At 54.8% G+C, this 23,190-nt stretch carries 20 protein-coding genes; 14 read left to right on the top strand and 6 right to left on the bottom strand.

The genetic code is table 11. The annotated features are described in order from the left end of the window. Positions 1-77 precede the first annotated feature (77 nt). Positions 78-2,174, top strand: a complete 2,097-nt coding sequence (locus tag QTL56_RS07140; protein WP_245136480.1) for a hypothetical protein — start codon at positions 78-80, stop codon at positions 2,172-2,174. Positions 2,175-2,533: 359 nt separating this feature from the next. On the opposite strand, the gene QTL56_RS07135 is transcribed toward QTL56_RS07140, so the two are convergent. Then, complete coding sequence (locus QTL56_RS07135) at positions 2,534-2,845, bottom strand: hypothetical protein (RefSeq protein ID WP_245136481.1); 312 nt, start codon at positions 2,843-2,845, stop codon at positions 2,534-2,536. Positions 2,846-3,201: 356 nt separating this feature from the next. Here QTL56_RS07135 and QTL56_RS07130 point away from each other — a divergent pair, with 356 nt between their 5' ends. Next, positions 3,202-3,816 carry a hypothetical protein gene (locus tag QTL56_RS07130; RefSeq protein WP_245136482.1) on the top strand — a complete coding sequence of 205 codons (615 nt, stop codon included), beginning with the start codon at positions 3,202-3,204 and terminating at the stop codon, positions 3,814-3,816. A 47-nt stretch (positions 3,817-3,863) separates the two neighbouring features. Here the strand turns inward: QTL56_RS07130 and QTL56_RS20885 are convergent, their stop codons facing one another. From QTL56_RS20885 to QTL56_RS07110, 5 genes are all read right to left on the bottom strand, one after another. Continuing rightward, positions 3,864-4,112 (bottom strand): glycosyltransferase family protein, encoded by a 249-nt coding sequence (locus QTL56_RS20885; protein WP_245136643.1) that lies wholly within the window; start codon positions 4,110-4,112, stop codon positions 3,864-3,866. Between the two features lie 723 nt (positions 4,113-4,835). Next, positions 4,836-5,417: an ATP-dependent metallopeptidase FtsH/Yme1/Tma family protein gene (locus tag QTL56_RS07125; RefSeq protein WP_245136483.1), complete on the bottom strand. Its 582-nt coding sequence runs from the start codon at positions 5,415-5,417 to the stop codon at positions 4,836-4,838. 188 nt (positions 5,418-5,605) lie between these two features. Next, positions 5,606-7,573 carry an ATP-binding protein gene (locus QTL56_RS07120; protein ID WP_245136484.1) on the bottom strand — a complete coding sequence of 656 codons (1,968 nt, stop codon included), beginning with the start codon at positions 7,571-7,573 and terminating at the stop codon, positions 5,606-5,608. Next, the gene (locus QTL56_RS07115) at positions 7,570-7,842 is read right to left on the bottom strand and encodes a hypothetical protein (protein WP_289393482.1); all 273 of its coding nucleotides are present in this window, start codon (positions 7,840-7,842) and stop codon (positions 7,570-7,572) included. The genes QTL56_RS07120 and QTL56_RS07115 overlap by 4 nt, the downstream gene beginning before the upstream one ends. Positions 7,843-8,101: 259 nt before the next feature. Beyond that, positions 8,102-9,040 carry a hypothetical protein gene (locus QTL56_RS07110; RefSeq protein WP_245136486.1) on the bottom strand — a complete coding sequence of 313 codons (939 nt, stop codon included), beginning with the start codon at positions 9,038-9,040 and terminating at the stop codon, positions 8,102-8,104. 621 nt (positions 9,041-9,661) lie between these two features. Here QTL56_RS07110 and wecB point away from each other — a divergent pair. From wecB to QTL56_RS07050, 12 genes are all read left to right on the top strand, one after another. Next, entirely contained in the window at positions 9,662-10,810 is a 1,149-nt protein-coding gene (gene wecB, locus QTL56_RS07105; protein ID WP_280640723.1) for a non-hydrolyzing UDP-N-acetylglucosamine 2-epimerase, read from the top strand. After that, entirely contained in the window at positions 10,797-12,056 is a 1,260-nt protein-coding gene (gene wecC / locus QTL56_RS07100; protein ID WP_245136487.1) for a UDP-N-acetyl-D-mannosamine dehydrogenase, read from the top strand. Before wecB ends, wecC begins: the two co-directional genes overlap by 14 nt. Then, on the top strand, positions 12,053-14,188 hold the full coding sequence (locus QTL56_RS07095; RefSeq protein WP_245136488.1) for a bi-domain-containing oxidoreductase: 2,136 nt from the start codon (positions 12,053-12,055) through the stop codon (positions 14,186-14,188). Before wecC ends, QTL56_RS07095 begins: the two co-directional genes overlap by 4 nt. A 209-nt stretch (positions 14,189-14,397) precedes the next feature. Then, the gene (locus QTL56_RS07090; RefSeq protein WP_245136489.1) at positions 14,398-15,735 is read left to right on the top strand and encodes a hypothetical protein; all 1,338 of its coding nucleotides are present in this window, start codon (positions 14,398-14,400) and stop codon (positions 15,733-15,735) included. 2 nt (positions 15,736-15,737) lie between these two features. Beyond that, entirely contained in the window at positions 15,738-16,850 is a 1,113-nt protein-coding gene (locus QTL56_RS07085) for a DegT/DnrJ/EryC1/StrS family aminotransferase (protein ID WP_289393566.1), read from the top strand. Positions 16,851-16,868: 18 nt separating this feature from the next. Next, positions 16,869-17,369, top strand: a complete 501-nt coding sequence (locus tag QTL56_RS07080; protein ID WP_245136491.1) for an acyltransferase — start codon at positions 16,869-16,871, stop codon at positions 17,367-17,369. Positions 17,370-17,373: 4 nt separating this feature from the next. Next, positions 17,374-18,330, top strand: a complete 957-nt coding sequence (locus tag QTL56_RS07075; protein ID WP_245136492.1) for a Gfo/Idh/MocA family protein — start codon at positions 17,374-17,376, stop codon at positions 18,328-18,330. A gap of 5 nt (positions 18,331-18,335) precedes the next feature. Then, positions 18,336-19,301, top strand: coding sequence for a dTDP-glucose 4,6-dehydratase (locus QTL56_RS07070; protein ID WP_245136493.1), 966 nt, complete (start codon positions 18,336-18,338; stop codon positions 19,299-19,301). Beyond that, complete coding sequence (locus QTL56_RS07065; RefSeq protein WP_245136494.1) at positions 19,301-20,398, top strand: DegT/DnrJ/EryC1/StrS family aminotransferase; 1,098 nt, start codon at positions 19,301-19,303, stop codon at positions 20,396-20,398. Before QTL56_RS07070 ends, QTL56_RS07065 begins: the two co-directional genes overlap by 1 nt. Further along, entirely contained in the window at positions 20,395-21,324 is a 930-nt protein-coding gene (locus QTL56_RS07060; RefSeq protein WP_280640724.1) for an NAD-dependent epimerase/dehydratase family protein, read from the top strand. The genes QTL56_RS07065 and QTL56_RS07060 overlap by 4 nt, the downstream gene beginning before the upstream one ends. Then, positions 21,302-22,009, top strand: coding sequence for a metallophosphoesterase family protein (locus QTL56_RS07055; protein ID WP_245136496.1), 708 nt, complete (start codon positions 21,302-21,304; stop codon positions 22,007-22,009). Before QTL56_RS07060 ends, QTL56_RS07055 begins: the two co-directional genes overlap by 23 nt. Continuing rightward, on the top strand, positions 22,006-23,187 hold the full coding sequence (locus QTL56_RS07050) for a class I SAM-dependent methyltransferase (RefSeq protein ID WP_245136497.1): 1,182 nt from the start codon (positions 22,006-22,008) through the stop codon (positions 23,185-23,187). Before QTL56_RS07055 ends, QTL56_RS07050 begins: the two co-directional genes overlap by 4 nt. Positions 23,188-23,190 lie beyond the last annotated feature (3 nt).

Below are 23,190 nucleotides of genomic sequence, written 5' to 3'. Positions count from 1 at the left end.
CGCTACCAGCTTTTACAGCGCCTTGAATTTAAAGGCAATTCCTCGGTTCTTCACGAACCGTTACGGAGGTAATGGCAATGCGAGTAGCGCAAGATGTACACGTTACGGTATCGCGTCCGGTAACGAATCAAGACGGTCTCTCAACCCCAGCCAGCGGTCATCTGGACGCCCATCGACAGGGCGGTCCAGGTCCTTATCTGACGCGCTCAGGCTCCGTTTACATTTTTCAGATTAGGGTGCCACGAGACCTTGCAGGCAATGCTAAGCCGAGCCTGATCCGGATCAGCATCGGGCCATGCCTGCATCGGCGGGCGCGCATTGTTGCTGATCTTCTCGCGGCAAGGGCTCGTTTGATGTTCGAAGAGCGGAGGGCGATGGCGTTGAGCAATTCAGATAAGGAAAAAGATTCGCCGCTCAACGAGGGCGATCTCGAACTTGCTACCTGGCTTGGTCAAGTCAAAGGAGAGCTTGAGGTTCTCTCGTTTTTCTTCCGCCAGCCTGTTGCTCCCATCACTCTCGAGGATCAGAGTAAACTCGCCGGGATCCGGGATCTGGTTCAAATCAGCCAGCAAGTCGAAGCAAAGGAACGGGGCGAGCCCCATTCGCCGATCGTCGTGGAAAACGCAGAAGCATTGCGTCGAACTGCTGCCGCAAAATTCAACGTTGAAGATGCTCCGTCAACGTTACCTGCGGACGCCCCGTCCGCTCCCGCGAAGATGGCATCAGCTCCAGTTCTGGAGGAGATTAAACAAACTTCGCAGACCGCCCAGCCAGTCGAAGTTGAGTCTGTGGCTTCTGTCGCAGAGGTCATCGAGGTGTCTGGACAAGAGCCGAAATTAACCCCCGAAACAGCACCAGCAGCCATAGCAAAAACGACGTCTCTGACGGGACAAGCTGACTTGCCTCCAGCTCAGTCGACTGCTCGCGGTGTTTCCCGGACTGAGAAGATTCCCCTTGATAAATATGGGATGCCGATTTCACTCGACAAACTGGACAGAAGGCTTGTCCACCGGGCACCCTCGGATGTGCCCAAACTCAGCGTAGTTGCGCATCAACATATCCAGAGCCAGATCGATGAAAACGGCGAATGCGAAGATGGGGATATCAAAACCGCGAGAATGCGAATTCAAGTTTTTCTTGATCTCATCGGAGACCACCCGGCGGACCGATACAGCGGCGTGGATCTTCAGGCGTTCGTCAATCTGATGGCGCATTGGCCAAAGGAACAGAAACGACGCCTTAAAAATGAAAGCGCATTTGAGACCCTTGAGCGCTCCAAGACCAATTCGTACACGCCTCTTGCGGCAAAGACCCTGCAAGACGGCTATGTCGCCGTCGTCAAGTCGGCGATCCGCTCTGGGATGACCAAGTGGGGTTATCTTGATCCATTTGCAGGTGTTTCGTTACGCTACTCGAAGGGGCATCGTCCATCTAAACCAAGTGTTCCATTAAGTTCCCAGCAGCTTAGTCGTCTCTTTAAGGAGGGCGTTAACAGTGGTTACATCGACAATGCTCTTTTGCCTTTGCTCGCCCATCTCACGGGTCGCCGGCTCGGGCTGCTGACGTTTTTGACGGGCAAAGACATCCGACAGAAATACGAGAATGTGTGGGTCGCGAGCACTGATGGTGTCGTCGAGGTCGATAAAGTGTGGAAACGCGTGCCCGTTAAAACTGCGGAGAGCCTCAATTTCTTCGTGCTTCACGACTTCCTGCGGGAGATTGGCTTCATCGAATGGGCAACGAGTAAAGGTGATGAATATCTCTTTCCTGATCTCGTTCGGCTGGAGGATCCCGCCAAAAGTGCGTCTTCATATATGGGGCGCTTGTTTAAAAAGGCTGGCATTGAACAAGGTAATCGCGAAGTCTTTCACTCGCTCCGCGGCGGAAAAATCGAGGAAATGCGGGCCAACAAAATCGACGATCGGGCTCGTGTTCTTCAGGTGGGGCACTCTGTGGGAGGTGATGAACACTCGAAGTATGGGTTCTCAGTCCTTAGTGAAGACAACGCGTTTGAAATCGCGTTCGCGCCGCTCAGTGAACGGGTCGACTACTCTATGTTCAATGGTCTCGATTTCGACAAGCTTGCTCTCAACCGACGGCAGAAAGGACACCGAAAGCCCGTAGTCGAGAAAATAGAAACGGTACGTAAGCGTCCAGCAAAGAAAAAATTGTAGGTTTGTATTCCACTCCGCATATGGGCATAGCCGCTTGGCCAGGCTTCACTGTGCGTTCCGGCTTTCTTATTGGAGATTGCGTTCCGGGTGCCGACATGGTCCATCGCTGAGAGTATACATTCCTAGACCTCTAAATGCTCTTCTGCATCCATAGATGCAGAAGAGGTTGGTTGAGATTCCCGAGATAGCCGTTGATCAGGACATCGACCCTCGAAAATCGATTCTTGGATAAACGCCGTTACACGAAGTAATGGGGGGACAGATGCGTTCGAATGGGTACGCCGTTTGCGCGGACACAGACTTGCGCGACCAATGGACCTGTCGACAGCACACAGTGCTGCCGACTATTGGTAGCCGGATCATGCACCGAGATGGCGTTTTGGCCTGAAGGGTGAAAGCGCAGGATCATATTTTTGTGCAAGCTCCCAAAAAACCTGCTCGGTTTCGTGCTCACTAAATCCTTGCTTCAACAATTCCGTCAGCAACGAGTCGCAGACCTTGCTAAGTGCTTTCTCAGGACGGGAACGTCCCTTCGCCGCAGTGATCATCTGCCACAGCAGAACGCGTGCCAAGTCATCACGATTTGGGCGTCGCTTCTCCCGGGACAGTTTGCGCAGATTACTCTGCCTCTTGGCCTGATTTTCCAGCTTCTGTTTTCTTGATTTTCTCATGGTCTTCTCCTGTTGGGTTGAGCCATGAGTTTCATCGGCGCTGATGCAACAGACAAACGGCGTGATGTTTCGCCGGCCGATGAGCGCATCCGTTTATTGCAATGTTGGCAATGTGGAAGGCGTTTTAGATGATCAAACTTCATTAATCGAAGTGAGCTGGCACTCAAATTTCTATTTTCAACATTTTTATTCTAGGAAATACAGCCCGGATAAATAGGTAAACATAATATGTAATCCAAAATTTGCGACGGGATAGAAGTTTATACTTTATATATTTGACAATCATTAATGTATAGTCTATGATGTATTATCAATACAGTAGTAGTACTTATTGATTTTAATTATGGAGATGAAGAATGAAGTATAGAGTTTATGCTCAGAGTCTGAGCACAGAGGTGATGGAGCTTCCCGCTCCGGATGTGTGGGAAGCCCTTAAGTTGGCCGCAGAGAAGGTCATCGAGGCAGGTAATAGCAACGTGATCCGTGTCGCGACGGTCACTGATGACGGATCCGTCTACGATCGGATGATACCAGATTTGCGATGGAGCGACTTTGAGCCGCGAGGCCCAGAAGAGGAAGACGAAGAGACTCGGATCGCAAGTCAGTTCCGCTTGCAGATCCTCAAGAGCTTGAAAATCATCGATAAGGTCGCATGCGACTTCTATTCACTCTCAGACCTGGCAGTCGAGAAAAACTGCACCGAATATGAGGCGCTCTCACAGGTTGATATCGAAGATGAATATCGCACGCTGATTTGGCTTATCGATGTTGCGCGAAAAGCGCTCGATCTGCCGGAATATCGATTTGCCCCGTATCCGGAAGCCATTTCCGAAGAACTCAGCGACGAGGATGACGACGAAAACTACGACTGGTGCGGTCCCAAGCGACTGGATGGTGCTTATCCTGCGCACTTCTACCGCAATCTACCTCGATGGCATCCCGACGCATGCAAGCAGACAGAGCCAGCCTGAGCTGACTGCGAGGATCCAGTGACAATCCTGGATCCTCCTCCCTTATCTTACTCTTGAGAAGCGCCCTTCAAGCCGAAGTCTGTCGTCCTGAGTCGCTGGGATACAGTTTGTTGCAGGATATTAGCGTTATCAGCGATCTGCCTTGGATCCACGTAACCATGAGCATGGTCAAGATGAAGGCAGACTGCCGAGTATCTGATATGCCGAGCGCGGATACCCGCGCTCACCAATCGATATCCAAACTCATGGTCCTCAGAGCCGTAGCCCATACGTTCATCGAACCCGCCGACAGCTATCGCATCGGCTCGCCAACAGGATGAGTTGTTTCCATTGAAGCGAGCAAACTAACAGCAATGGGGGATGTTTCGGGCATGGAGAGCCTAACTCCACTCTTTTAATCTCAATAAGCCCTGTAGCAGGCCATCCGCTTTCCGGACGCTTTGCCATCCACGTTCAAATCGTCGACGTGATTGTCCAGCCAAGTTAAGGCGGGAGACAGAAACTTGACCGCCACGAGCTTCAGCAGAGCTTTACGGGATCCTATCGACAGTCGAAACGCCGTTTGCAGCGGAATCGCTGAATCTTGATTCGGAATCGATAAATCCGCATTCCGAATCGCGTCAGGGTAAATTGAGATGATTTGACCTGAGTTGCCCGCAAAGCGTTTAAGATCGACTTGATTTGCGACAACTTAAATCAGCTTGGCTCCGAGGTATGTGACCTTGACGCAGGTTGCTGGCAAAGTGGGAGTAGCCTTGCGCAGGGAACTGCCAAGCGCATCACGACTTCCCAATTCCTCACAGATCTGCTGCGTCAGCTCACAACTCATGCATAACCCTCCCAGGGGTACGTCACGCCGTGACAGTATGAATCCCTTTTTCGCAGTTCGGACACGGAAATCCTCAACCCAGAATCGCGGAATCGGCGTTCGGCACCGCCAATCTCGCGTTCAGAATCGAACGGGTGCCGATCGGAATCGCAAAGGCAGGTCACGCCGTGACCGGATCTGTCTTTTGCTCTCATGAAGCCAGCGCCAACGCTTTTCGGAACTCATCCCCCGACATGACGCCGACATTTGCCAACTGAGCGGCGATCGCCGCCAGAGCCGTTTTGTGCCGCGTCAGCATTTCCATTGCCATGGCCTCAGCATGCTTGAGCCGCTCGTTAACACGATTGCGAAGCTCGCCGTCGTAAAGCAACTGCTGCTGTGCCTGTTCGGGCGAGACGTAGATCAATGGATTGACATCGGAGAAGCCAAGCTGTGTCTCGGCCGCCAGCATCAGCCGCGTTGCCCGGGCCAGGTCGCTGTTCAGGTCGCCACCGGATCCCGCCAGTGTCTCACCAAAGATGAGTTTCTCGGCAGCCCTGCCTGCGAGCGAAGCCGCACATGTGCGCCTGAGCCAGTCGTCGTTCTGCGGCCGATCGAGGAAAGGCGTAAACTCGACCTGGCCGAAGCTCTGGCTTGAACCATTAAGGCTCCCCCCGACGGTGACGGCGTAGACAATCCCTGTTTCAAGGAGCGTGTAAGCCATGGCATGCCCGACTTCATGAACAGCAAGCCGATAACGATGATCACCAGTCAGCCTGATGCGAGACTCCATCAGCGCGGTCTCGATATCGCACCAGCTGAGGGGCCGTCGTTCGCGTCTCGTCTTCTGCCTGACCTCGCGCAATAGCCGCTCGATATCCGCTCCGGTTCTGCCGCAGGCCAACAGAGCCAGACGGTTAAGCGGCGTAAGATCGGCCCTCTGACGGGACGATTGGTGGCTCAAGCCATCTACAAACTCGTTCATACAGTATTCCTCCTGCTGCCTGACGCCTTTGCGTTAACCGGGATGTGTTCGACACTCGATTTGGTCGCATCCGGCTCAAGCTTGCCATCCACTTGAGTTACGTCGAATGTGTCCGACTTCGGAGCGGTCTCGATGACTTTCGCGAGGTCTGTCCCGAGATGATGCGCAAGAATGCCAGTGAGTGCGTCGATGTCTGGCCGTGGGATCTGTACATGTCGCTCTAACCGTCCTGATCGCAGGAGTGCCGGATCGAGCTTCTCCGGCAGGTTCGTTGCAGCAACGATAATCACACCTTCGGTCTTTGCAGCCCCATCGATCAGCTCAAGGACCCGGTTGATCAGCGATGCCCAATAATCATCATGACCTTTATGGCCTCTGCTATCGCCTGAAGCGCGTGATCCGAGATTGTCGATCTCGTCGACGAAGAGGATCGCAGGCCGGTGCTCGGACGCTACTGTGAAGGCGGCATTGATCGATTTCAGGACGTCGCCAAGATAACTGGCCTCGAGCCAGCGAGCGACGGATGTCGCGAGCAGCGGTACCTGCAGTGTGTTGCAGAGCGCTCTCGCGAACGTGGTTTTGCCTATTCCCGGTGGACCGGAGAGAAGCAATCGGCTGCTCAGTTCGCTCCAGTCCAGCAGGCCGTTACGCCAGAGATCCAGATCGAGCTTGAGACTGGTAGCCCAGTCTGCCGCCTCGCCATAGCCGCTGAGCGTCTCGACCCGCAGAACGGCCTCGGCGTCGGCAGGTTGCGGGCGGATGACTTCGACGGTCGCAGAGCCAGCGCTCTTGCGTTTCTCTTCAGGCTTTGCACCCGACCGCCATTCCGGAACGCCCGAGCTCTTCCTGCGGCCGGAACCGTCGGAGCCTTCGCCATCACCACTCTCCAGATCTGATGCGCGATCTTCCCTTAGAGCTTCAAATGCGGAAACGATTTCCGCACTGGACCGCCCCGGACGGACGATCAGGGCGAGGTCATCGAGATGCAGATGATCAAGTGTCAGACCTTTCTCCCGCATCAACGCGAGTGACTGTTTGGGGGCGATGCCGCAACAGATCTGGAGTAGCTCGGACAGCAAGGTATGGTCGAGCCCATCGGCCTCAAGCACAAGGTCGGCGGCGTGCATGATGATTTCAGGCAGGTCCTGGTTCGTCTGATCGACCAGCAGAATGGGCGGGGGAGGCTCGCTGTTGACCGCGTCACTGAGGGCTCTGCTAAGGGCTCGATCAGAGATTTTGTGAACTTCGCTTCCCGCAATCGTCTTGATCCGCTTGCGCAGTTTCCCCGGCCGCCGATCACCGTAGTCGCAGATCCCGGCGAGACGCACGAGTTCATCAAGCTTCATCCATGACGGGATGATCAGTCCGTCTTCGAGGGAACGCCCACAATGTCGCTGAAAGCCCGGGACTGGAATGCGCATCACGATGAACGGGTCCGGGCGGCGCAGTATCGACCGCAGCGCCTCCCATCCGCCAGGGTGTGATCCGACAGCGCGGGCAATCAGCAGAGCCACCGCAACGGGTGCGGCTTTCGGAAGCGGCTGTTGTTCGCGAAGAACGGCCAGTGCCTTACGCTCGGATGCGGCCTGGCGCTCAAGCTCTGTATCGCATGCTGACGAAGACACCAATGACGACATCGACGACGTCCGGGCTTCTCGAGCGGCTGCCGCTGGCGCTTGCTGAGACTGCCAGTGTTCTGCGAGGCTATCTGCGTGCTGGCCGGCATGGCCGAGCCTGCGTGCCAAGATCTGTTTGCCCTGATCTCCGAGCGACAACAGATGCATCAGTTCGACAGTCGGAGACCAGCGACTGATCATAGTTGGACCAGTACTGCCACCAGCGTCATAAGCGATCTCGTCAAGCAGACCTGCGACAGCTGCATGCTGATAGAGGTCGAGAACGGCAAGCCGTCGGATGCGGCGTAGCAGATATCGCGTCACGCGATCGGTGAGGATCTCCATCATGCCTTCTCCTCAACCACAGGCTTCGGGCCTTTGCCTTCGAGCCAGTCGCGGACCATCAGTCCGGTCGGGTCGCCTGCCGCGCAAAGTTTCTCGAGATCTTTGCGGATCATGTCAGGAAGGCTGCTCAAGGCGATTGGCCGTTTACGGGTCCAATGAATGGCCTGGCGCACAATGAAGGCGGGGTCGATCGGGAGGCTGACCGTCTGCCGCTTGTTAAACGCCCGGTATGGGATACAGTTTTCAGGCGATGAGCTTTCGGGACGGGCCATCAGCGCTTCGAAGGACTGCCGGGCTCGCGATAGCTTCTTCGGCGTCGGTGTCACGGGCGCTGAAGAATGAGCTGTCGTCTCCGTGACCGCTTTGGGCGGAGAGGCAGGGCGGATCGGGAAGGGAATGATGGTTGCAGAGGGTTGTTTGGACATGACGTGTTTCCTCCGCCGCAGCATCTGAGATGCGCGGTCGCAATTACGGAATGAGTAGATGGATGGATGGGGGAAGTGGCCGGCGCTGGCCGGCCGATAACTTGGCCTAGCTCAGCGCCTGTAGCCGAACGGTTGGCAGACTGGCAAACCCGATGCGGATCTCAGGTCGCTCGCTTGTGCTTGTAGCCCCAACTATTCGATCGTCACTGCCGAACAGTATGCGCTCATCGGGAGCATGTTGCTGGGTCACGAGCCATGGCATGGCCCCTGCCCGACGATCGTCCTCGCTCAAGTCCCGCGCTCGACGATAATGTTGCAGCGCCTCACGCCAGACTTGCTCGACTGCGGTCTGAAACGCCCGCCGCAGATAGGCGATCGCTTTGCCCGCACCTTCGACGCCAAGCAGGTGATCGATATCGCTCACAGGCCAGATACCCGAGGACGCTTCGCGACTGCCATTCTGGGCGTCGAGCATGACGACATGGACGGCTTCAACGGCCAGCCGGTGATGCTCTTGATAGAGCAGATCAGGAACGGTCAGTGCGCCAGCGAGCATCCGCTTCTTCAACTCCTGCAGTCGGACAGCATCGTAGGAGCTGAGACTGCGCTTGACGTCTACAACATGTGCAACCTTAGAGCCCCGGTTCACGATGATCATATCTGGCGTGTAGCCCCGCCGACCACCGCTATCGGCATCCAGCGTCAGTGATGCATAATGGCGAGGATCGTTGCGCTCGACGACATCGAGAGCTGCCTTGCTGACTGGCAGGCGAATGTTCTCCGTCAGCACGACAAGGTCGGGATTAAGCCCCGCGATCATCTGAATGCCACGCTCGATGAGGCGACCTTCGGCTGCCGGCACACCGCGCAGCAGGCTGGAAACGTCGGAAAGTCCTGAGGCAAGCGCGTCCATCAGAGCGGTCGAGCCGAAGCTCGATGTCAGCACCTGATTGCACAATCCATCAAGCCTCGAATGCAGCACATCCGGATTGACGGCATGCGAATGGGTTGGTGCGGCAGCCGCACCGGAAACAGTATTGTTCATTTAATGTATCCTGTTGTTGAGTGACATCAGCGCAAGAGTCATGGCCCGGCTGAGGACGCCATCCGGCGCGCTCGACCATTACAAATGCCTGCGAATGTCAGAATTGTTCGATCAGGCCTGCGGAAACGCATACGGTGAACCGCAGCCAGCAAAGGCACGACGCCTGCTCGGCAGGGCACGATCTGATAAGGGATCAACAGGATCCATATAAGGGAGTGCTTCCATCACGAAAGCGAAGCAGATAAGGGTCTTCATAGCCCAATTCCTTCTCAGATAAGGTTGCGGGTCAGGCCCTCGTTCGGTGTTCCACCACCATCGGGGGCCGCTTAAGTTCCGGAGATCGTTTGATTTATCCGGCACAACCCAGACTTAGCCCGGAGATGGTATTCCGGCAAGCAAATAGAACGCACCCGGAACAAAGAGCTCCGTTATGGTTAATGGCCGTAAGTGTACATCGAGGACTATCAGGAATTGCTATCCATGTTTAATGAGTGCGGGTATGGCCATCCGCGGGACGCAATTTGGCGTGTTCAAGCTAAACATTGCTTATAACGGGCACTCCAACGATGCGTGTTGGATAATCGCTTGTTGGTCTGTCAGTCGCGATCTCAGGGGAACTGCGTGAATTACAAAAAAATCCTAGTCGTGTTTGGAACACGCCCAGAAGCGATTAAAATGTCTCCCGTCGTAAAGCAGTTGACATCGTCAGGGAAGTACGAGGTGACAGTCTGCGTAACGGGTCAGCATCGTGGTCTTTTAGATCAGGTGCTGAGCTTGTTTTCAATTGTACCGGACATTGACTTAGACATTATGCGATCCAATCAATCCTTGGAGAGCGTGACGGAGGCCGTTCTTCAGGGCGTGAGCGGAGTAATTCGTGAGCGAAAGCCGGACCTTATTCTGGTTCACGGTGATACAACGTCCGCGTTTGCAGCAGCACTTGCGGGGTTCTATAACAAAGTGCCAGTGGGCCACGTAGAGGCTGGTCTAAGAACAGGTAACATTAATGCTCCTTGGCCGGAGGAAATGAACAGACGTTTTGTTGGTCAGCTTGCTTCGCTTCATTTCGCACCTACCCTCAATGCCCGAGAAAATCTACTAAAAGAGCAGGTCTCTCCGGAGAGGGTTTGGGTCACGGGAAATACCGTTATCGATGCACTCTTGAGCATTGTGGACAAGATATCTAAGGAACCATCTGTTCTGAGCGAACTGTTCGTTGCAATGCCTTGGTTAGTAAATACTAGCCGAAATTTAGTTCTAGTTACTGGACACCGACGTGAGAATTTTGGGAATGGTATTCAGGCAGTCTGCAGGGCTCTGAAGCGCATCGCAGCAGAGCAAAACGCCGATATTGTTTACCCCGTTCATCCGAATCCGAATGTCATGAAGCCTGTTCATGAGCTTCTGGACGGGGTTCCAAACATTCATCTGGTGCCGCCCATGGACTACCTGCCCTTCGTGATGCTGATGAGCCGTGCTCATATAATCATAACTGATTCCGGCGGTGTTCAGGAGGAGGCGCCGTCGCTTGGCAAGCCGGTGTTGGTTATGCGGGATACGACCGAGCGACCAGAGGCGGTCACTGCTGGAACCGTACGCCTTGTCGGTGTCGATGAACATAAGATTTTCGAAGAAACCTCACGCCTTCTGACGGATCCCTCTTACTATGCAACTATGAGCATGGCCCATAATCCCTATGGTGACGGTCATGCGTCCGGACGTATTATGCGTGTAATTGAAGGGGATTTGGGACAATATGAGTTTTCCTAAGTTGAAGGTGTCGGTCATTGGGCTGGGGTATATCGGGCTGCCCACCGCGGCCGTTCTTGCAAGCGTGGGACATGAGGTTGTCGGCGTTGATGTAAACGCTGACGTTGTCGAACTCATCAATCGCGGCCAGATTCATATCGTAGAGACTGATCTTGCCGGCCTAGTGCAAGGAGTGGTTAGTGAAGGCCGCTTGCGTGCATCCGCAACGGCGCAGCCTTCCGATGTTTTCGTGATTGCCGTCCCGACACCCTTCAAAGATGGAAACGAGCCCGATCTGAGATTTGTGGAGCAGGCCTCCCGCTCGATCGCCGACGTACTTCGTCCAGGTTCACTCATCATCCTGGAATCGACCTCGCCGGTCGGTACGACTGAGAAAATGGCTGCTTGGCTTTCAGAGCTCAGGCCGGATCTGGCTTTTCCTCACGAGTCCTGCGCGCAACCAGACGTCAACGTGGCCTATTGCCCGGAGCGAGTCCTTCCGGGCAGCATTATCACCGAACTGGTTAAGAACGACCGTGTCATCGGTGGCATGACACTAGAATGCTCTTCCAAAGCCCGCAGATTTTATGAGACGTTTGTCCGAGGTGAATGTTTTGTCACGGATTCCAGAACGGCTGAAATGACGAAGTTGACGGAAAACGCCTTCCGCGACGTCAATATCGGTTTCGCGAATGAACTGTCGCTGATCTGCGATCAAATAGGCATTAATGTTTGGGAGCTGATTAGGCTCGCGAACAAGCACCCTCGGGTTAGCATTCTTAATCCAGGCCCGGGTGTGGGCGGACACTGCATTGCTGTGGACCCCTGGTTTATTGTCCACTCCGCTCCCGATGTCGCCCGTTTGATCCGTACTGCTCGAGAAGTGAATGACGGGAAGCCGCTTTGGGTCGTCGATAAGGTCATGAAGGCCGTGAGCGATCGGCTACTGGTTGCTGAACGGGCCAAAGTCGCTTGCCTTGGCCTCTCATTTAAAGCCAATGTCGATGACCTGCGCGAGAGCCCGGCCTTGGAAATCGTTGAAGCCCTTGCGGGACAAGGTGCAGCCATCGATATCATGGTCGTTGAACCGTTCATCGAGCATTTGCCCGCTACCCTTGAAGGGAAAGCAGCGCTCGCCCAATTCGAGCAGGCCGTGGCAGAAGCCGATATTGTGGTGCTCCTTGTCGACCATCGTGCCTTCAAGACGATAGATCCATCCTTGCTCCTAGGTAAGGTGGTCGTTGATACGCGTGGTTTCTGGCAATGAAACAAGTTATCGTGAGCGAGGGTGAGGTTAGGTTGGAGGAGGTGCCAGCGCCTCTCGCTACGCCCGGCACGGTGCTCGTGAAAATGGACCATTCCTGCATCTCGGTAGGGACGGAAGTGTCGGGGGTGAAGGCGACCGGGCGCTCGATTGTTCAACGCGCACTTCAGCAGCCTAAGAATGTCAAGAAGGTCGTCGACATGGTGCGGTCCGATGGACTGACCCAGACTATGCGGCTTGTACAAAGCCGTTTGTCTGTGGAGTTGCCGACGGGTTACTCCGGCGCAGGGTGCGTCGTTGCGGTCGGAGAGGGCGTTAGCAACTTCAAGATTGGGGATCGGGTGGCATGCGCCGGCGCGCAATGTGCCTTTCATGCCGAGTATGTCTGCATCCCGACGAACCTTGCCATTGTAGTGCCGGACTCTGTGACGTTCGAGCAAGCTTCGACTGTTGCACTGGGCGCCATAGCCCTTCAAGGGATAAGACGTGCAGCCCCAACCATAGGTGAGACATTTGTTGTCGTTGGGCTCGGGTTCATCGGGCAACTGACCGCGCAGATGCTGCGAGCAAACGGTTGTCGGGTCATCGGTTTCGATGTTGATCGGAATCGGCTCGACGACGCGCGTTCTCAGGGACTTGACTGGGGTATGCATCCTTCCGATGTTGACGAGGTAAGCCAAGTTGCGCGGGTGACGGGTGGCATCGGTGCGGACGGCGTCATCATAACGGCCGCCAGCCAATCCAGCGAAATTGTGTCGGCCGCGTTCCGCATGTGTCGGAAGAAGGCGCGCGTGGTCTTAGTCGGCGACGTCGGTCTCGATCTCAATCGGGGTGACTTCTACGCGAAGGAGTTAGACTTTCTGGTATCCTCGTCATACGGACCGGGGCGATATGACGAGCGCTACGAAGAAGGTGGACTTGACTATCCCGTGGCCTACGTCCGCTGGACAGAAGGTCGCAATATGGCAGAATATCTGCGGTTGCTGTCGGACAAGCTAATCGACATCACCTCACTCATAACCGTGAAGTATCCCTTGGAGAATGTCGACGAGGCCTACCGCCGGCTGCAGGCTGGCTCTCAAAAGCCGCTTCTCGTCCTTCTCTCCTATCAGCCGAGCGTGCTCCCTGCCGAACGCCGTATCGTTCTCCCGCGGCTATCGCCGGCTCCAAACGGCAAGAAACGCATAAGGCTCGGCATCATCGGTGCAGGTGGCTTCGCCAAGGGCATGCACCTTCCGAACATCCTTGAAATGAAGGAAAAATTCGAGCTACGGGCGATCGCGAGCCGAACTGGTCACAATGCTGCTTCGACTGCCAAACGATTTGGCGCAAACTACTGCACTACGGATTATGCTGAAATTCTAGGCGATGACGATGTGGATGCAGTTATTATCGCGACGCGCCACGACAGCCACGCTCAGCTCGCTGTCGCCGCATTGAGGGCGGGGAAACATGTTCTTCTAGAAAAGCCGCTAGCGCTCACCACCGGTGAAATTTCATCGATTTTGGACTATTATCAGGAGGATGTGGAGACAAAGCCGCTTTTGTTTACCGGTTTTAATCGTCGCTTCTCACCTCTGGTCGAACGTGTGGCTCTTGCTGTCGCTAACCGCTCAAATCCAATGATCATCAATTACAGAATGAACGCCGGTTACATACCGTTAGATCACTGGGTTCATGGTGGAGAAGGAGGGGGCCGCAATCGCGGTGAAGCCTGCCATATCTACGATCTGTTCACCTTCCTAACTCAGTCGCGCGTAGCGACGGTCGATGCCAAGGCAATTAACCCAGCAACAGGTCATTATTCCTCAAGTGACAACTTCGTCGCGACCGTTGCATTCGAGGATGGATCCGTCGCGACACTGACCTACACGGCACTTGGTGCGGGTGCCTATTCGAAGGAGATGATGGAAGTGTTCTGCGATGGCAACGTCATCAGTATCGATGACTATCGATTATTCCGAAAAGTTGGCGCCAAGAACGAGGAAGTTTCGCTTCGGAAGCCGGACAAGGGGCAGAAAAAGGAACTGGAGGTGTTCGCCGAGGCCATCGAAAATGGTGGGGATTGGCCAATCCCGCTATGGCACCAGGTTCAAGCAACGAGGATTGCCATCGATGTCGAGGGGGCAATTTAGGCAGTCATCGGTATCACCACCGCGCGTTTTCGGTGGTGATGTCGCTGCGGTACACGGGTGCTGATGGATGCCCCGCAGCTTTTGCCGCATTGTCCGTAACCATGACGTTGGTCTCGCATGGCGGTGATCAAAATCGTGGTAGTTCGATCTTTGCTACAGGTGATCTGATGTTGCGGATGCAGTCATCCCGGATCAAAAGGAGAGCCCTAGTGCGTGGCGGCCTTAATGAAGCTTCGACTTTCGCGCAGGCGTGGAATACGTCCGATGTTGGTCGGACAAACGGAGGCAGTTCCAAGCTGTTGGTGTTGGCGCGCTTCTGTCTTTGTTTGACGGTCCTTGTTTCGGCACTTTACCTAATGCAACGATACGCGACTTTTCCGTTTTCAGCCGGTGGGCGTTTCGTGTTGATCGCAGTTACGTTGGCTCTCGTGTTACTCGCCGAATGGCGTGGATTTATTCGGATGCCGATCGGCTTAGTGCTACTGGGATTATCCGTCGGATGGGCAGGAGTTCACACATATCTAAATTTTGGCCCTGATCTGAGCATCGCGGCGACCAGCCGTTTCGCCAATGTCATGGTCATTGCACCGCTTGCGGCGCTGTTGTTTGTCTCACGAAAGAGCCTAAAGGTCTTGTTTCTGATATATTTAATAGTGTTTTCCGCAGCATTTGCCTCGCTACTTTACCAGTATTTTGGTGGCTCGCTCGCAACGTTGGTTCAAAACTATATAGCGATCCGCGCAGACCTCGTCCGCCATATGACGATTGTTGGAGAACCCAACGTCGGAGGTATGCTCGCCGTGCTAGGTTTTATCATTGGCATAAGTGTCCCCTGTAAACTTCCGATGTCAGCGGCGACAGCCGGTCTTGCAACGGCGTTTGCCATCATGACCTTATCTAAAGGCGCAGTGCTCGGCATCTGTTTTGCCAGTCTGACGCTCTTCCTAGTGTCGCCAGCAGAAAAGCGTGTCGATCTCGTTTTCCGCGGTGTTGTTGGTGGGCTCGTCGGCGTTGGATTCGTACTGTTGATCGGTGCCGATGCCTATCTGGTAGCGGCAGTAAAGTCCGTTTTGGGTCAAGTTAAAGGTGAGCCCTCCGCGATAACTGATTTCGCGCATCGTCAAGTGGGCTTCTGGCCGGACCTCGATTATACGGGGTCACCGATTTCAAGCATTCTGACCGTGCTCTTCGGATCGTCTTTTGGAGTGGCGGGTAGTGCTGCATACGAGATTCTTGGCGACAAGTCTGACGTAGTCTTGCCGCACAATTCCTACTTGGAGATGATGATGACCGGAGGTGTCGTCATGCTAGGCAGCATGATCTATCTCATGGTAGGGGCATTTCGGAATCTGATTTCTGAGGCGAGGCGCAATTCGAGCGCTGAAGTCCGTTGTGCTATCGTGTGCCTGATGATGCTGGCATGTTGGATGTTGATCTATCCTGTCGTCTATGAGCCGGTGACGGGGGCTCTGTTGTGGTCATTGATTGGATACGGACACCGCATACCTAATCCAAGTCCTGATTTTCGTGAAAGGAACACCGTTTGAAAGTGCCGTTTATTGATATCAAACGTTTCGAAGACGGGTTTCTTGACGCTCTGAACGCTCGATGGTCCCAGATGACTGAGAACGCCCAGTTTATCGGTGCAGAAGAAGTACTTCGCTTGGAGAGCCGCCTCATAGATGTTCTTTCCGTCTCGTCTGTGGTGACATGCGCCAATGGAACCGACGCATTGCAGATTGCTCTCAGGGCCTTGGGGGTGGGGCGAGGGGATCTTGTCCTGGTGCCTAACGTCACGTTCTGGGCAACGTTCGAGGCGGTCGTTAACGTGGGTGCCGATCCTGTGACCGTGGATGCCGATATTTCGGATGGCGGGATCTCGCTGGAGGCGTTGAAGGAGGCCATCAGGGCTTTTCGTCCGAAGGCCGCCGTTATCGCGCATCTTTACGGCTGGGGCAGTGCGCATTTGCAGCAGATCAGGTTGCTATGCCGGGATGAAGGCGTTCTGCTGGTGGAAGACGGGGCTCAATGCTTCGGCGCTACTTACAAGGGCCTTCCGATCTATGAGGGGGCGCTGATCTCGACCACCTCATTTTACCCTGCCAAGGTTCTGGGCGCGGCAGGCGATGGCGGCGCAGTGATGACCGATGATCAGGTTCTGTCCGAAAAGGTTAGGTGTCTGGCCAATCATGGCCGAGACACCCACTATAGCTATGGGGAGGTCGGATGGAACTCGCGTCTCGATAGCCTGCAGGCTGCTTTCCTCAACCTGAGCCTGGATCACTTAGACGCAAGACTTGCCTCGCGTCGGAATGCCGTCAGTTTTTACCGACGCACGCTGCCAGAACTTGGTATCACGCTCATGGATGCTCCGGTGGACTATGAGGAAAACGGTTATTGCAATGTATGCCTCATCGAAGATCCGGGCTGCCGATCCTCCGTGGAAGGGGTCCTGAAAAAAGAGGGGATCGGCTTCGGGAATATCTATCCGGGCGTCATGTCCAGGCAGAAAGGCGCCGAAAGGTATCTGAAGGCACATTTTGGCGGGGACGAAGGCGAGCGCTTGTGCGCGTCCGTATTGAACTTGCCACTTTTCCCATACATGACGGAGAGTGAACTCCAGCGGGTGGCCGACGTGATGGCGAAAGCGCTGAAGAGCTGAGAGTAAAGAGATCATACAATGGCACAGGAAATTTTTGTCCATCCTTCATCTCATGTTTCCGAGCTAGCCAGGATAGGGAAGGGCACCAAGATCTGGATCAACGTGCAGATCCGGGAAAACGTGTCGATCGGCGAGGATTGCGTGATATCTAAGGACGTCTACATCGATCACGCCGTTCGGATCGGAGATCGGTGCAAGATCCAAAACAGCGTTTCGGTCTACAACGGTGTTGAGATCGGCGACGACGTGTTCGTGGGTCCCAATGTCGCCTTCACGAACGACAAGGTGCCGCGGGCTTTCAATGCCGATTGGAAGATTACGCCGACCCGGATCGCAAACGGGGCCAGCCTCGGTGCAAATTCCACCATCGTGTGCGGTATCGTCGTCGGGGAGTATGCGATGGTAGCGGCCGGCAGTGTCGTGACTCGCGACGTCGAGCCGTTTACACTGGTGGTCGGCAATCCTGCGCGCCCTGTTGCAAAGATCGACAAAAACGGCAATCGCCTGGCGGAGGGTTGAGACGATGGTAGAAAGACCTTTGCGGGTCGGTCTGGTCGGACTTGGCAGGATGGGGCAAAACCATCTGCGCGTTTTGTCTATGCTCAAAGGTGTGGAACTGAGTTTTCTGGCCGACGCCGATGGAGACACAGCCAAACGCCTCGGCGCAGTTCACAATGTTCCCGTCGTGTCGGACCTGGGTCAAGTAAGCGAACCAGTGGACGCTATCGTTATATGCACACCCACGGTGACGCATGCCGACTACATCAAAGCGGCAGCCGCCAAGGTGAAGAACATTTTCGTCGAGAAGCCGCTGTCGGGAACACTGAAGGAAGCGATGGACATTGCAGAGTTCAGCGCTGAGCGCGGGCTCAATGTTCAGGTAGGTTTCATTGAACGCTTTAACCCGGCAGTCCAAGAGCTTAAGGCGATACTCGACAAGGCCGACCGGGTAATCAGCATTGACTTCATGCGTACAAACAAGCTGAGTGCGCGCATCACTGATGTGGATGTCGTGACGGATCTTATGGTGCACGACATCGATCTCGCGCTTTACCTGAACGGGCCCGCTTTAGACGTGGCTGCTCACGGATACGCTCGCCACGAGATGATCGATTTCGCATCGGCACTCATAACTCACGAAAATGGCCGCTTTTCCCGCATCCAGGCTAGCCGGGTGACCGACAAGAAAAAAAGGCAGATAGAGGCGACCTGCATCGATATGTTCATCGACTGCGAGCTCTTGCGAAAGGAAATCATCATTAACCGTCAATCCGAAATCCGGCATGTGGCAGGCCAGCCTTACACCATTTCCGCGATCCAGGAGGCAGTAGAGGTGCGCCCACAGGAAGCCCTGCTTTCAGAACTGCAGGCATTCGTGGCGAGTTGCTCGGGACACGTTGACCCGGGGCTACCGGGCGCGAAAGCTGGCTTGGAGGCCATGATTATTTGCGACAAGATTCAACGATCGGTTGTGGCGTGACGAAAATGCGAAGCATCACGGGTAAGAACGTTCTGGTAACCGGAGGCGCCGGGTTCATAGGTAGCCATCTAGTTGACCAAATCATTGCCGAAGGCGCCGAAAGTGTCATCGTGATAGACAACTTGTTCTTGGGCTCGGAGCATAATCTGACCGCTGCGGATAAAAGTGGTCGCCTGACCTTTTATCGGGATGATGCCGAACTGATGACCAGTTTGGAATATATATTTTCCAAACACGATATTGGCATCGTCTTCAACTGCGCGACCAAAGCACTCAACTACTCGTTTGTGAATCCCGCGAATGCCTTTGGCACGAACGTAACTGTGGCGCTCAACCTGTTGGATTTGCAGCGCCGCGGCGCATTTCAGTCACTGTGCCATTTTTCGACCTCCGAGGTTTACGGGACAGCAGTGTACGAGCCGATGGACGAGTTGCATCCCCGCAATCCGACGACTACTTATGCAGCAGGCAAGGCTGCCGCTGATCTGGCGGTTGAAAGTTATGTTCGCATGTTCGGACTGGATGCTATCATCGTCCGGCCTTTCAACAACTACGGGCCACGCCAGAATTTCAAGGGGATGATGGCGGGTGTAATTCCCATCACGGCATGGCGGATCTTGAATGGTATATCGCCTGAAATCCATGGCGAAGGAACGCAGAGTCGTGACTTCATATATGTGCATGATACGGTGAACGCTGTTCTGAAGCTTTTCCGCATGCTCCCGTCGGGCGACTCCGTCAACATCTCTACCGACAATCAGATCACGATTTCAGAGCTAGTCGAGCGCATTTGCAAGATGATGGAATATCAAGGCGAAGTTGTGCGTAGACCGGCGCGACAGGCGGACGTGTTGTGCCACAATGCCAGCAATGTGAAGGTAAGTTCGTTGATCGACTATTCGCTTACGGAATTCGATGAAGGGCTTCGGGAAACCATCGCCTGGTATGTAGCGAATATCGGGAGAGCATGATGAGCCAGATACGTCTCATGAAACCGTATGTCAGCTTCAATGAGGTCGAGGCTGAATTCCGTGACGTGTTCGATACCGGGATCTTCACCAGGGGCCGCTACGTCGAGGAATTGCGGGCGGACATAGTCCGCTACACCGGCAGCAAGCATGCTTTCCTTGCAACATCCGCAACTACAGCCTTGTGGGTGTGCCTGAAACTTTTGGAGATTGGCCCCGGTGATGAGGTAGTTGTTTCAGACTTCTCTTTCCCGGCGACAGCAAACGTTGTTGAAGATTTGGGAGCTCGCCCGCTGTTTGCCGACGTCTCCTCGCAAACCTATAATATGCGGCCGGATGCTCTGCGCTCGCTGCTGACCGAGAAAACAAAAGCCGTTATCTTCGTTGATGCGCTCGGCAATCCGGCAGGTCTCCATGAAATAAAGGATATCTGCCGCGAGCATGGCATCCCGCTGATCGAAGATGCTGCCTGCTCGATCGGTAGCAGTGAATTCGGTCGCCCTTGCGGATCCGTTGCGGATTTGACCTGCTTCAGCTTCCACCCCCGGAAGCTGATCAGCAGTGGCGAAGGTGGCGCCATCACCACAGACCGGGATGATTGGGCTGAATGGCTTTCCGTAAAGCTGGCCCATGGAGCACGGCCGACGGAGAATGGTCTCGATTTCGTGGATTATGGCTACAATTTCCGTTTGACAGAGCTACAGGCGATCATGGCCAGCAAGCAGCTCGCCAAAATCGATGAAATTGTGGATTCTCGCAACGCCATACGCGAGGTCTATCGCGCCCAGTTAGAGCCTATCGGTTTCGTGGCGCAGCACGCCGGAAATTCAGTGCGTCACAACGTCCAGTCGCTGGTATTTTCTGTTCCTCCCACCTGTAACCGCGATGCATTGGTCGCGGGGCTGCGTAGCGAAGGTGTTGAATCTACGATCGGCACATACGCGATGAGTGCCACCACCTACTACGCGAACAAGTATGGCACCAGAAACGACATCGCCGCCTCGTTGATGACGTCGACGATTACCTTGCCGTGCTATGATAATGTCGATGTCGAGCGAGTGGCGGCGGCAATCAGGCACATCACGAAGCACTCGGGATGACGCGGGAGGTGCGGATAATCATCACCGGTGCCGGAGGCTTGGTTGGACAACATGTCATGCATGCTTTGTCCGCCATACCGCAGGGGCGACCGGTTGGCGTTGTCCGCACCACGAGGTCGAGCTCAACCGGCGTGAGCGATTATGTGGTTGCCGACCTCGAGAATGCGGCGCAGGTCCAAGGGCTGGCGACGTACGCACCGGATGTAATCGTTCATACTGCGGCCAGGCTTCCGAGGTCCTTCGATGACAAGGAAGCAGCGTCGTCGAACGCCGCGATAGACTCCCATGTGATCAGGTTGGCCGAGGAGACCGGCGCGAGCCTTATCTATCTATCGAGCACCAGTGTCTATGCGAATTCACCTTTGCCATGGATGGAAACCGCCGAAATCGGGGCGCTTTCGGACTATGCGGCAGCGAAGCGTTATACCGAACTGCTATTACGCGCTCTGCCATCGCCGACTGCGACAATAAGAATTGGTTCTCCTTACAGTGCCGTGGGCGTGGACAAACCCAGCGTGCTCTACAGCTTCGTGAAGCAGGCGGTTGCCGGGCAGAACTTGATGGTCGCGGGAGCCGGCCTTCGCAGTCAGGATTTCATCCACGCGAACGATGTTGCCGTCGCTATTCGGAAGGCGATCGATTACCTGCTTCAACCGCGTTCAACCGTTACAGCAGAACTTTTCAATATCGGTTCCGGCGCACCGGTAACTATGGCATCCCTTGCGGAAACCGTCGTCGAGGTTTGTGGATCCGGCCGCGTGGTTTTCACAGGCATCAGCGGTGGTAATGACGAATACCGCGCCGACATGAATATAGATCATGCCAAGGCCATCCTTGACTGGAGGCCCGCCGTGCCTCTTGAAACCGGTATTGCTCAGTTAGCGCGTCGTTTGAGAGGCGGCAATGAAGATTGGCTTTCTATCTGACGCCCACGGAAACCCCGCGGGCCTCGAACTGTGTTTTCGAATGCTCGAGCAGCAGCGTGTTGACAAGGTTTACTTCCTCGGCGACGCCGTGGGATATTTTTCTCAATGGCGCGATGTACTCGAGTTTCTCAGGAAAAATGACGTCGAGTGCGTGAGGGGCAACCACGATCAACTTGTCTTGGAAAACACGCTGGATGATCTTGGCGAAAATGCCTATCAGCTTCGAGCGGAGTATCGTCACGACATTGAATCCTATTTGGACTGGATGGCGACATGGCCGGTGAGACGAGAGATTGTTTGCGATTCCACACGCATCCTGATGGTGCATGGCAGTCCGTTCGATCCGGTCAACGGCTATGTCTATCCGTGGTCCGACCTTTCTGTATTCGGTAGCGTTGATGCTGATGTCGTCGTAATGGGACATACTCATCGGCCGTTCCTGGCAAGTGTCGGAAAAAACACCTTGCTGAACGTCGGTTCCTGTGGGCTGCCGCGAGACGTTGGAAATCTGGCGAGTTTCGCGATGTTTGACGGTGAATATGGGGAGTGCAAGGTGTTCCGCTGCCGCATGGATACTGCGAAAGTGTTGGAACGAGTGGTGCCGCCGCATCCGGACGTGTTGAGTTGTCTACAGAGAAGAGCGGAAAGCTATATGGGAACGTTGGTTTCGGAGCAGGGTGAATGAGCAAAGGAAAATCCGCTGAGTTGAAATGGGGTATTGATGCGCTGCCATTCATGTGGGGCGCGCAAGACACGCCACACAACCAGCACGGCGTACCCGATGAATTACCGTTTGTGCTTTCATACGATCCCAGTACCGGGCGGGTCATTCAGGAGAAGAACGCGCAGGTCGCGGAATGCCTGGAGCGTGTCTATGAAAAGGGCTCCATTCTCGGCAGCAATGTTGATGACGAGGGTTTCGGTCGCCGATACGCCGACGATTTTTTACGGTTCATCTCGCATTGGCTCGAACGGGCCGCAGATGGCACACGCGAGAGCGTTCTGGAAATCGGATGCGGGAATGGTTATCTGCTGGAGCGGTTGAGGCCTTCTTTTGCGACGGTCATCGGAATTGAGCCTGGGCCTCAAGGCCAGGAGGGTGCCGCTAGATTTGGCTTGGAGATCATTCGCGACTTCTTTCCCTCGCCTCTCATTGAGGGTCGCCGCTTTTCGGCAATTATCCTGACATCGGTGTTGGAGCATGTTGAGGATCCGGTCGGATTGGCATCATCCCTGAAGGATTATTTGACGCCAGGTGGACGAATTTTCGTCTCGGTGCCCGATGAAGGGCCCTATATCGCCAGCCACGATGTTTCCACGTTATTTCACGAACACTGGAGTTACTTCGATCATCAGACACTGCTTAGTACAATGGCGCTCGGCGGGCTGGTAGCGGAGCGCTGCGAGGGATCGAATTATGGCGGATCGATCTATGCCGAGCTCCGGCCAAGCGAGGATCGGATTGAGATCGACCGCGCCGGTATTGAGGCCGCTATCAGCAAGGCGCAGGATTACATTACCAAGTCTCGTGAAAGCTGCTATCGGCTGTCTGAAGAATGCGCGAACAGACGCTCGGGTGGAAGATCGCTAGGCGTCTATGTTCCTTCCAGGTTCGTGAATGCGATGAGGATTTGCCAGATGCCGTCCGATGGCATTCGGTTCTTCGATGATGACTTGAGTCTCGCTGGGACATTTTATCCGGGAATACCGGTTGCCGTCGAATGTAGGCAGTCACTGATCGACCGTCCTGTGGATACGGTACTAATCATGTCTCGTACCTTTGGGCCAGCCCTGAAGGAAAAACTCCGGGAGAGCCTTCCCGCAACCACCGAGATCGTACTTGTCTCGGATTTGATTGACTGAAAT

Source organism: Peteryoungia algae, from assembly GCF_030369675.1.
GTDB classification, from domain to species: Bacteria; Pseudomonadota; Alphaproteobacteria; order Rhizobiales; family Rhizobiaceae; genus Allorhizobium; species Allorhizobium algae.
This window is presented reverse-complemented; position numbering and strand designations above follow the sequence as displayed.